Origin of the sequence: Mycobacterium aquaticum (genome assembly GCF_002086485.1) — a bacterium.
Lineage (GTDB): Bacteria > Actinomycetota > Actinomycetes > Mycobacteriales > Mycobacteriaceae > Mycobacterium > Mycobacterium aquaticum.
The window spans coordinates 1-10,792 of sequence record NZ_MVHF01000082.1 but is presented as its reverse complement, the minus strand read 5'-3'; the positions used below and the strand labels follow the sequence as shown (position 1 = coordinate 10,792).

Genomic DNA, 10,792 nt, shown 5'->3' with positions numbered 1-10,792 from the left:
TGACCGTTCTCATTGATGTTGGGGCATTCTCATTGAATGTGGGGCAACCGCGTGTCTTTCTCATTGAATCTGGGGCACGGCGTTACCGTTGATTTGTGCTGGCATCGGCGGTGTCGGCTCGGCCGAGCGGTGCGGATGTCGTGGATGTGGAGTTCGACGCCCGTGAGGGGCGGTTGCGTCTTCCGTTGAGTCGGTGTGCGAGTTTTTCGTTCGAGTTGCAGTGTGCGCCGGTGCGGGGGTTTCCGTCTTATCGCGGGCAACGCAGTTTTCCGGGTTTGTGGTGGTTTGCCACTACACAATCGCATGTTGGTCATGAGTCGTGGCTGGAGCGTGATCAGCTGATGGCATTGGATGCTGACCCGGACGTTGTTGGTGTTGTGTCGCAGCCTTTTTGGTTCTACTGGGCCGATGGCATCCGTCATGTGCCGGATTATTTCGCGCGGCGCCGGGATGGGTCGGTGTTGATTGTTGATGTTCGTGCTGATGACCGAATTTCGCCTGGGGATCGCCAGAAGTTTGACCGGTCGGCGGCGGTGTGTGAGTCGGTGGGCTGGGAGTACCGCCGGGTGGGTGTGTTGGATTCGGTGCTGCGGGCCAATCTTCGGTGGTTGTCGGGGTATCGGCACCCTCGGGTGCTGCGCCCGGCGTTAGCCGGTGATCTCTTGGAGGTGTTTGTCCGCGCCCGGCCGTTGATGTCGGGGGTGGTGGCGGTAGGCGCTCCCCCTGTGGTGCTGCCCGTGTTATTCCACCTGTTGTGGCATCGCCGGTTGGAGGTCGATCTTGCCGCAGCTCTGTTGTCTGATGACACGGTAGTCGGTTCCGGCTCGGGATGGTGATGATGAGAACCGGTGTCGTGCGCGAAGGTGACGAAATCCGTTTAGCATCAGGTGTTTTCACTGTGGCGATGTTGTCGGGCGGCGCTGCCCGTTTAGTGGATGCCGTCGGCGAGCATACGGTGGTGCCGTTGGCGCAGTTGCTGGCGGATCCTGCATTGGAACTGGTCTCGGGGTCGCGACCGCCGTTGTGTTCGGAAGAGTCGCTGGCGGGACTACCGGAGGCGGCGGTGGAAGAGGCCCGGTGGTGGGAGCGGCACATTCTGGAGGTGCTGACCGGGCGGGCGCCGGGCGCCGCGCCGGGTTCACGGCCGCGTCCCCAGTTCGACCCATCCAAGCACTCGTTGCGGCAGCGAGAGTTGGCCAAGCTGACCGAGCTGCGTGCGGCGGGTCATCATGTGAGCCGTAACGCGCTGCAACGCAGGCGATTCGCTTATGAGCAGGACGGTCTGGTGGGTGTTGTCGATGGGCGTCACAATCGGCGCCGGCTGGTGTTCGGCCGGGTTGATGAGCGCGTGGTGGTCGCGGTGCGCGAGGCGATCGAGGGCGAGACAAATCTGTCGACGGGCACGGTGCAAAGACTGCAACGCAAGGTGGCCAAGGCGCTGGTGGCGACCTACGGTGTCGATGATGCCCCGGCGATGCCGTCGCAGCCGACGTTCTATCGGCTGGTGAAGCGTCTTGCCGAGGGGCGGCACACGTTCGGCTCGGCGCGGACCCGCCGGTCGTTGTCCAAACAGCCCGCTGACCAGTTCGGGTTCCTGACGGTGGTGCGGCCTGGGGAGATGGTCGAGATTGATTCCACTCCGTTGGACGTGCGGGTGGTGCTCGATGACGGACTCATCGACCGGGTCGAGTTGACCGCGATGGTCGATAACGCTACCCGCAGTATCCCCGCCGCGGTGTTGCGGCCGACCACCAAAGCGGTGGATGCGTCCCTGTTGTTGGCGCGGGCGTTGACTCCGGAGCCAATGCGGCCCGGCTGGGCTGATGCGCTGCGAATGTCGCGATCGGTATTGCCGCACCGCGCCATGACCAGCGTCGACCAACGGCTCGCCGACGCGGCGGCGCGACCGGTGATCGCCCCGGAAACGATCGTGTGTGATCACGGGAAAGCGTTCCTGTCGAAGACGTTCCGGCACGCCTGCTGCTCGCTGGGGATCAATCTGCAACCTGCCCACCCGGATACACCGACCGATAAGCCGAAGGTGGAACGCACGCTGCAGTCGGTGGGCACGCTGTTTGCTCAATATGTTGCCGGCTATGTGGGTTCGTCGGTGGAGCGGCGCGGCAAGAACGCCGATCGGGGCGCGGTGTGGTCCATGGTGGAACTGCAGGCGCTGCTTGACGAGTGGATCGTGGCGGTGTGGCAGAACCGCCCGCATGATGGACTGCGGGACCCGGTGACGCCGGGTAAGGCACTGACCCCCAACGAGAAGTACGCCGCCCTGGTCGAAGTCGCCGGATACGTGCCGGTGCCGTTGACCGCTGACGACTTCATCGAACTGCTGCCGGCGCAATGGCGGACCATCACGAAATCAGGGATACGGATCAACAACCGTACCTACGATGCCAAGGCCCTTAAACCCTACCGTCGCCAACACTCCGGTGTTGACGAGCATGGCGGGCAGTGGGAAGTGCGGTTCGACCCCTATGACGTGTCGAGAGTGTGGGTGCGCGACCATCACCGGGAGGACGGTTGGATCGCGGCGATCTGGACTCATCTGCGATCCTCGCCGGTGCCGTTCGGCGATGCGTTGTGGCGCCACGCCCACGCCCAGGCCGGCCGAAGTGAGGGCCGCCAGGCTCAACAAGCCGAAATCGCGGCCATCGCTGAGGATCTGCTTGACCGCGCCGCCCACGGGCCGCAGGGCCGCAGTCAAGACGAGCGTCGCGTGACCGGGCGCACCAAGGCGGTCGCTGCCAGCCCCACGTGGCGGCAACCTCCCGACGACGCTGGCGGCGTACCGCCGTCGCCCCACGATAAGCCGGCTGCAGGTGATGACGTCGATGACGAGGTGGCCGAAGTGATCCCGTTACCGGTATTCGATGCACGCAAGGAGGCCCAATCGTGGCGACTGTGACCACCACACCGCAGATCGCGGCCGTCAACCAGTTAGAGGACCGCCGCCAGCCCACCACCACGTTGGAGGGCTGGCGGCGTTTCATTGAGGCCGATCCACCCCAGTTCAATCTGCTCGCTGACACCACCTGGGCGGAGCTGGACGACGATGCCCGGACCCGCTACAACGAGGCCCGGGTGGCTCATCACTCGGAGCTGGTGGTGGTCACGACATCGGCGATCGAATCGATCACCCATCAGGGCCGGCTGCTGACCTTGCTCAACCAGCGTGAGATCGGCGCGCGGCGGGGCCTGATCATCTCCGGTGCCGCGGCGACCGGCAAGACCACGGCGATCAAACAGCTGGGCAGATTCCACGAACTACGCACGCGGGCACGTTTTCCCGGCGATGACAGCCGCATCCCGGTGGTGTATGTGACTGCCCCGCCGAAAGGCTCACCGCGCAAACTCGCGATGGAATTCGCCCGGTTCCTGGGCCTGCCGACACTGCATCCGCGGATGAACGTCACCGACATTTCCGATGCGGTGTGCCAGGTGCTCATCGACGCCCGCACCGACATCGTCGTGGTCGATGAGATCCACAACCTCAACCTGGATACCCGTGCCGGAGAAGAACTTTCCGACCATCTCAAATATTTCACCGAACACCTGCCCGCCACATTCGTTTATGCCGGGATCGACGTGGAGCGTTCCGGGTTGTTCACCGGCACCCGCGGACGTCAGCTTGCCGGACGCTGCGGCGTAATCCACACCAGTGCATTCCCGGACGCCAAAGAATGGCGCCAACTCATCGCGGCGATGGAGGGCACCTTGCGGCTGCACCGCCACCGGCCGGGAACCCTGGTCGGCGAGGCCCGCTACCTGCACCGGCGTACCGGCGGCATGATCGGCAGCCTGGCCCATCTAATCCGCGCCGCGGCCATCCAGGCCATGCTGGATGGCACCGAGCACCTCACCCGGGCCCTGATGGACACCGTGCTCATCGATTACGCCGCGCACACCGCCGCGGCCCGCACCGCCAGCTGACCGATCATGGCTTACCGCACGTGGCTGCAGGGACCGCGACACCCGTTGCCGCGCCGGGTATGGCCGGTGCAGGCCGAAACCGTGCATTCCTACACGATGCGACTGGCCCAGGCCAACCACCTGCCGGTGAAGGTGTTGCGCCTGTATCTGTCGGGCACCCCGAGCAGCGAGCACCCGCGGTCGGACTGGCTTGCGGTCGCCAGCGGCTACCCCCTGGATCTGCTGGAGATCCGGCTCAAAGGTCTCACCCGGGGCCACGGTTTCGCCGAACAACTGCGCAGGTCGCGACCCGCGTGCCGATGGTGCATGGCCCGCCGCGGTATCGACGTGCCGGTGTATTGCTGGCTGCCCGAGCACCGCACGGTGTGTTTTCGGCATCGTCGATGGATCGGCGCCCCGGCTCACCGGTGGGCCGATCAACGAGGACTCGACCACCACCCAGCAGTGCTGGCCGCGGCGCGCCGGCATGCCCGAATAGCCCACCAGCACACCGCGTTCGCCACCGTCGCCATGCGTGATGCCCGACGCATCCTGAACTGCTGGTGGCGCGAAGGCGCCGCCATCACCGCCGTGCCGAATCTTCGCGACCTCACCGTGGACGAGTACCTGCCCAGCTACGGTGATCACGTCGCGTTGGCGGCCGTCCTCGCCAACTACCGAGGACGCATCGCCACCAGCTCCGTACCCAGCGATCGACTCCTCGACGAGCTCTGTCGACAGGTCACGACGGTGTTCGCCGGACGCTGCGGCAGCAGCCCCGCCCTGGAACAATGGATTTCCGATCAGCGCCTGATGCTACGCCGGCCGACCGGGCCGCTTACCCGACTGCTCGGCCTCGCTGACCATGCCGGATAAGGCCCGCCAGCACAGGCTCAGCCGCAGGTTGGACCATCCAGCTGCGCCCCGGCGGGTGCGGGACGCGTGGGGGCAAGAAGTCCATGGTCGACGCGGCATCGCGATCGCGTGGGCCGGCAGTGAATGCGGTTACCTGTCGGGGCGGGCCGGTGTCAGGGCCTTCGTGCCGGCAGGCAGTGTGGGTGGGAATCAGGTGCTGCGGACGCCGGTGGTTTGGTAGATGACGCGGTTGGCGACCTCGACGGCGTGGTCGGCGAAACGTTCGTAGTAGCGGCTCAACAGTGTCACATCAACCGCTGCGGCCGTACCGTGCGTCCAGGCCGGGTCCATCACCGTGGTGAACACATGCCTGTGAAGGTCGTCCATCGCTTCGTCATCGGCGCGCAGCCGCGCGGCTTGCTCGGGATCACCTAAGAGCACAACGTGTTTGGTGTCCTCACTGACGTGCACCGCGATGCGGCCCATCTCGGCGAAATAGGAGACGCCGTCGGCGGGCACGGCGAGGTGGGGGTGGCGGCGCCGCGCGATCCTGGCGATATGGGTGGCCAGTGCGGCCATGCGCTGGATGTCGGCGACGTCTTTGAGGGCGCTGACCACCGCCCGCAGGTCCCCGGCCACCGGCGCTTGGCGGGCCAGGATGGTGAACGCATCGGTTTCCAGCCGCGCGCACTCGCCGGTGATGTCGCCGTAACGGTCGATGATCTCTTCGGCGGCCTGCAGATTGGGTTGCAGCAACGCATCCGTCGCACCGGCCATCGCGGCTCCGGTGAGGTCGCACAACCCGGCCATCCCGGCCTTCAAGTCGTCGAGTTGCTGGTGAAAAACGGTGCGCACAAACACTGACAATGAGCTTCCAGCCGAGGAGCGCCCAGTGACGTGCGGGTACCCCGACCACCTCAACGCACCCTCGCCACATCACGACGATCGAGCGGCTACTCTGGCCAACTCGACACCGGCTACGAGCCGATGCGGCCCCACATCTGATACTGCGGCTGCGCCGGTTCAGTACACAGGCTCTGGACTGGCGCCCGGGCCGGGCGGATCCTCCACGTCGGGATCGATCACGCGGGCATCGACGCGGTGCGCCTGGTAGAGCTTCGTTGCGAGAACGACCAATCGCGTCCAGATCGCCCGATCGGCGTCCTGGCCCGCGGCTCGTTTGCCGAGCGCGGCACCGGTAAGCGTGAACTCAATAGCGCGGTCCTCGTGGCCGCCGACGTCGGCGACAAGCGTGGCCGGCCCCGGCAGAACCCGATACCGGGCCGCAAACGTGCCGCCACCGTCTACATCAGCCGAACTCGAGCCCGCAACGGCATAACCACATGCGATCAGTTCGCCGAGCACCGCCGGCAGCGCCGTGCCCCACAGCTGCTCCACAGAGATCCTCGACGCCGAAGTCACCCGCAATGTCATGCAAATCATTGATCTGGGCACCTGCTCCGCAGTAGTAGTGGCCTTCGTGCCGCTGACTCCGAACCGCGTCGAATCGGGATTCCCTCGACGACATGCGGCGCAGAAAGCTCCGTCTGCAGGTTGAACGCGCTGTCGACGATGGAGTTGCCCGCCCTCAGCTAACACCGAGCCTAGACGCCCCGGCACCGCCTCGGCTGCAGTTCTTCGTCGCGGATTTGCCGGTGTGCACCGCGGCCCCGCGCGTAGCGACGGCCGTGTTGCCGGTTCATCCTCGCTTGGTCGGTGCGCGGGAACCATGGACTCTTGGACGGCGCGGCAACCAGAGCGACGCCACAGAAACCGTGCTGACTGCTTAACCCGAGGTCGTTTCTCCGGTGACGCCTGACGACGGGCCCCATGCACGACCGGCGACCCCGCCGCTGTGCCGGGTGTTCCCACTGGCATTGGCCCTCGAACCGTCGCCCGTGCCCGTGGTTGGCCTCGGCTATGCCCGGCCTGGCCAGCGGTGCGACCAGGGTTAACCCTGGGTTAACCCCAGATACCCGGGTGCCGGAGCACCGGCCTGAGCGTGGGGGCCTACAGTCGACGTGATGGAGCCTTCTGGCGCGGATGTCACCGGTGAGCGGGTTGCGGCACCGACGCGGACGCCCACCTCGTTCACCGCGGACGTTGCGGTGCGACGCCGCCATGGCGGGTTGGCCCGCCAGCACGCCACCGAGGCCCACCAGCGCGCTGTTGAGGCAGCCCAGTGGGCCCGAGAGGCGTGCGCGCGGGTTGCCGCGTGCCACGAGCGGATCGCTCACATGCACGACCGGGCTGTCACCGCGCACACCTACGCACGAGGACAAAATCTCGGTCAGTGGTGGGTGCACGATGCCGCCGTCGATCAGCACCGCGGTGCCGCCGCGCAGCATCACGCCGCCGCGGGGCGCGACCGTCGACGCGCAGCCGAAATCTAGTGTGCGACACCACCCTCACACGACTCACCAACGACGAGCACCAGGCGCTGCGCGGGCCGTGCAGACCGGCGACGCCCGGACCGCGGGCTCGCCTGACGGGCACGGCACGGGTGCCCGGTGCTCAGCAAACGGTGACTTGGCCGGCTGCGCAGGGCGGATCTGCTGGTCGAGGCCAACATCGATGGTGCGGCGAGGTACGCAAGTTCGATGACGACGCGCTGACCCACGTGAACGCGACCGACACCAGCGAAGTGCCGGTGTCGTTTGCGGACGGGTCCGGCGTGGCAAGCCTGCTTGTGCTGTTCGTGATGGCCGAGGACCATCAATGTGATGCCCACGACTCGGTACTCGAAGGACGCCCGCCGATGATTAGCGTGTCGCTGCAGCCAACGCCGGACTGCAACGTCTCCGTCGCGGAGCTGGCCGACGAGGCGCTGTCGGCGGTCATCGCGCACCTGGCCGACCGCGGCTACACCGTGCTCAGCACCGACGGCTCCGATGACCACCAACGGTGCCTCGCGCACTACCGGGTGGGTCCGGGTGCGGCCACGCTCAGCGCAATGGTCGACGACACCGATCGTGGTCATGTGCACATCGAGCTCACCGGCCCAGCGTTCGGCAAACACGTCGCCGGTCACAACACCGATCCAGTGATATGGATGCTGCTGGTGGGTCTCGGGGTGGCGCTGGCCGAAGCGCACTGCGTGCGCGCGCAGGTGAGCGATCCCGACCTCGACGAGCAACGGTCACCGGCATAGCGTCACGCAGTGACGCCCGAGACGCTATTGTCGGGGTATCCCTGCGTGCGGTGCCCGACAGCATCGTGATGGCCGAGCCGGCGGCCATTGCTGAACGCCGTCCATCTGTCGGACTCGCCATTGCCCCAGTGCAACAACGGATCCCAGCCCCCGGGGCCCGGCCGCACCACCCCCGGTCTTCCCGGCGCCGAGTCCTACGGGGCCTACCGAACGCATGACAGAGAACCACGCCTCATTTCCGGGAGCGTTGCCGGGTCAGAGCCGCTGCGGAATTCTATTGCAGCGAAGCCGAAGAACGTGTCCGACCCGGCATATCGGTTGGGGCCTCCTGCATCCCAAGACGCACTGAGCTTGCGGCCCAGGCCCCTGCTCTGAGGCGTCAGAGGACCGTAACATCCACAGCCCGGGGCCCTTTGGCACCCTGAGCGACTTCGAACTTCACCCGCTGGTTCACCTGCAGCGGCCTTGGGCTGCCGCTCTGGATATCGGTGTGGTGAACGAACACGTCTGGCGCACCGCCATCCTGGGTGATGAAGCCGAAGCCCTTGTCGTCGTTAAACCACTTCACGGTTCCTTCGGTCATGCTGTCACCACTTCTGTTTCTCGATGAACACACGTCGGTGCATCCAATTCTGTTGACACCCTCGGGATACTGTTCATTGTTGGCTACTCGGTGTGCTGGGCCGAGGCCAGGATGTCGGCCACCGTCGAACGGTTGTCGGGTCGCGCAGCGTTCATCAGTGCGCCATGGGCATCGGCCGGATCCGTCTGAGCGGGCACCGTCAGGAGAATGATCCTGTCGCGGTCGAGTCCGACGACTTCGATGGTGTTGACCGGCTGGCGCTGGTATCCATCGAGGCGGACTCGCCGTCCACCGGTGGCCAGCTTGGTGGGAGCCGTCGACCATTCGCCGACGTTGTACAACACACGCTCGATCGGTCCGAGGCGAACGGACAGGACGGCCAACAGGTCCGGCAGTTCTGCGCCGAGGTCACTGGTGTGCGGCCACCACGCCCCGTCGACATAACCACTGTGGGACGCTTTGGGCTTCAACCGCAATCGTGGTGTGCGCTCCGGTGATGTGCGTTGCTGCTGGATCGTGTGGTGGTATTGCGGCGTCATCGTGACGCTCCCGCCTTGACCGTGAACCGATCACCTTGTTCGAATCGGCGACGGCATGACTTTGACCAGTCACGCGACGAAGTACCGCCGATGACCCCAAGTCTACGCGGTGGTCCTCGGTAGTGCGGATTGGCAACCGTGCCCGCAAGCCAGCGCATTAGCTCTTCGGCTAACGGGCCGCTTCCGGTCATCCACCTGCTCGCAGGGCCGTCCGATCGTGGTGTCGACATTGACGAACGGAAAGAACCCATCAAGGGGTGGGTGTAGTTTGGTGCAGGTAGGCGTCACATCTCTCAGCGGGGCAGCCCGGCGGGTAGAACCCCGCGGATCTTCTCATTGTCGACGCGATCAGCCTGCAGATCATGCACCGAGTGGGTGATCTATCAGCGTGTGCGGGCCCGGCCCGCACCCGAGCTAGGAGCAGGTTTCATGGAGTCGTACCTGGTGTTTTCTCATTCATGTCCGCCGGTTGACATCCTCGGCGATGCCAGGGTTGCGCCACCGGTTCAGGTCCTGGTTTTTTCAGACGATACCGATAGGCAGCCGACGCCCGGCACGGCGACACCGTGAACGGTTTGGACGGCCCGCGACGCTCAGCACGACCGGTGCGGGTCGCGTTGGCAGAGCAACTCGGCGCCGACATCGACGGGGCGTGGTGGCCCCATTCCGCGGCCTTGGCCGCTGAGCTGCCGAATCTGGTTGCCGCCCTGCAGCAGTCGCTGGGCGAGATCATCGAGATCCGTCTGAATTGGTCGGAGACCGAAGGGCAACTCGATCTGAGCGCGATGGTGGCCGATGGCAGGTGCGGCACCGCGACACGACGCAAACGCCCGCACCTGATCAGGGTCGGCGGCCACAGCGCCGACGTCACATTGCTGGTGGTGCCGCCAAGAACATCGTTGCAGCTGGGGTCTCTGGTCATGCGCTGCGCTGCGGTGCTGCCGATCGCCAATGCCGATCGCAACACATCGCTGTTTGCGACCGCCGACGCGGTGGTGGACGCCGCGTTGGCCGAATCCGCCAGATGGGCGCGCCCGATTCGCCGCGTCGTGGTCGAAAGCTGAGCCCAAACCGCTGCCATGCCGATGGGGCGTTGACAGCGCCGCGGCAGCGGACGTGTACTGGAGACTGAGGAATACGCGAGGTCGGACAATGACACGTCCACGATACCGATGACAACCGTCGTTTCGGCTGCCGCACCAGTGGGGCTCGGATGTCGGTGACAATGCTGTGCTCGGCGATAGGACACTTCCTGACATCTGGTGAGCCCACAGCGAGCCGCGCCGCCGACGGCCGTTGGGCGAGCGACCGAATCCGCCGCCGAGCACGATTCGTCGACCGTTGCCGTGATAACCGACTGGCACACCAACGTCGCTGCGATCACCCCGATACCGACCGCGATGCCCACCGCACCGGACGGCCCGACGGGTTAGCACTGGGTTAACGCGGCACGAGACCGCAACCACAGCCCACAACCCTGGAGCGGGGAGAACGCCGATCGACAGCGCAGCCTTACACGTCATCGCCACCCGCAATCCGACCTGAAGGGCTTCACCTCACATACAGCATGGACGTAGCCGTGGAAACCATCGCGACTCGATCGACACCACGGAAATGCCCGGCCAAACTAGCCCGGCATGCCCCAGATTCGATGAGAATACGCGCGACCGAAATTCTCACTCAATCTGGGGCATCGCAAGTCAGCGGCGTAATCGTGCCCCACATTCAATGAGAATGGACAAC

12 protein-coding genes are annotated in these 10,792 nt (G+C 65.5%); 8 read left to right on the top strand and 4 right to left on the bottom strand.

Going from position 1 to position 10,792, the window contains the following annotated elements:
• Positions 1-95: 95 nt before the first annotated feature.
• The 4 genes from BST13_RS37840 to BST13_RS37825 all read left to right on the top strand — a co-directional run bounded on the left by BST13_RS37840 (position 96) and on the right by BST13_RS37825 (position 4,797).
• Positions 96-836 (top strand): TnsA-like heteromeric transposase endonuclease subunit, encoded by a 741-nt coding sequence (locus BST13_RS37840; protein ID WP_083171294.1) that lies wholly within the window; start codon positions 96-98, stop codon positions 834-836.
• A 68-nt stretch (positions 837-904) separates the two neighbouring features.
• On the top strand, positions 905-2,917 hold the full coding sequence (locus tag BST13_RS37835) for a Mu transposase C-terminal domain-containing protein (protein ID WP_245839978.1): 2,013 nt from the start codon (positions 905-907) through the stop codon (positions 2,915-2,917).
• Positions 2,914-3,942, top strand: coding sequence for a TniB family NTP-binding protein (locus BST13_RS37830; RefSeq protein ID WP_425437108.1), 1,029 nt, complete (start codon positions 2,914-2,916; stop codon positions 3,940-3,942). Before BST13_RS37835 ends, BST13_RS37830 begins: the two co-directional genes overlap by 4 nt.
• Positions 3,943-3,948: 6 nt before the next feature.
• The gene (locus BST13_RS37825; RefSeq protein WP_083171290.1) at positions 3,949-4,797 is read left to right on the top strand and encodes a TniQ family protein; all 849 of its coding nucleotides are present in this window, start codon (positions 3,949-3,951) and stop codon (positions 4,795-4,797) included.
• A 189-nt stretch (positions 4,798-4,986) separates the two neighbouring features.
• On the opposite strand, the gene phoU is transcribed toward BST13_RS37825, so the two are convergent.
• Both phoU and BST13_RS37815 read right to left on the bottom strand, forming a co-directional pair.
• Entirely contained in the window at positions 4,987-5,631 is a 645-nt protein-coding gene (gene phoU, locus BST13_RS37820; RefSeq protein ID WP_083171296.1) for a phosphate signaling complex protein PhoU, read from the bottom strand.
• A gap of 168 nt (positions 5,632-5,799) precedes the next feature.
• On the bottom strand, positions 5,800-6,210 hold the full coding sequence (locus tag BST13_RS37815) for a hypothetical protein (protein ID WP_245839976.1): 411 nt from the start codon (positions 6,208-6,210) through the stop codon (positions 5,800-5,802).
• 590 nt (positions 6,211-6,800) lie between these two features.
• Between BST13_RS37815 and BST13_RS37810 the strand changes: the two genes are divergently transcribed.
• Both BST13_RS37810 and BST13_RS37805 read left to right on the top strand, forming a co-directional pair.
• A complete protein-coding gene (locus tag BST13_RS37810) occupies positions 6,801-7,169 on the top strand; it encodes a hypothetical protein (protein ID WP_083171288.1) in 369 nt (122 codons plus the stop codon).
• 227 nt (positions 7,170-7,396) lie between these two features.
• Positions 7,397-7,927, top strand: coding sequence for a hypothetical protein (locus BST13_RS37805; RefSeq protein ID WP_142282952.1), 531 nt, complete (start codon positions 7,397-7,399; stop codon positions 7,925-7,927).
• 379 nt (positions 7,928-8,306) lie between these two features.
• Here the strand turns inward: BST13_RS37805 and BST13_RS37800 are convergent, their stop codons facing one another.
• On the bottom strand, positions 8,307-8,510 hold the full coding sequence (locus BST13_RS37800) for a cold-shock protein (protein WP_083171284.1): 204 nt from the start codon (positions 8,508-8,510) through the stop codon (positions 8,307-8,309).
• Positions 8,511-8,593: 83 nt separating this feature from the next.
• Positions 8,594-9,049 carry a DUF5994 family protein gene (locus tag BST13_RS37795; protein WP_083171282.1) on the bottom strand — a complete coding sequence of 152 codons (456 nt, stop codon included), beginning with the start codon at positions 9,047-9,049 and terminating at the stop codon, positions 8,594-8,596.
• 566 nt (positions 9,050-9,615) lie between these two features.
• Here BST13_RS37795 and BST13_RS37790 point away from each other — a divergent pair.
• Together BST13_RS37790 and BST13_RS39250 are read left to right on the top strand one after the other, a co-directional pair.
• A complete protein-coding gene (locus BST13_RS37790; protein ID WP_083171280.1) occupies positions 9,616-10,113 on the top strand; it encodes a DUF5994 family protein in 498 nt (165 codons plus the stop codon).
• A gap of 198 nt (positions 10,114-10,311) precedes the next feature.
• Positions 10,312-10,482, top strand: a complete 171-nt coding sequence (locus tag BST13_RS39250) for a hypothetical protein (protein WP_158087272.1) — start codon at positions 10,312-10,314, stop codon at positions 10,480-10,482.
• Positions 10,483-10,792 lie beyond the last annotated feature (310 nt).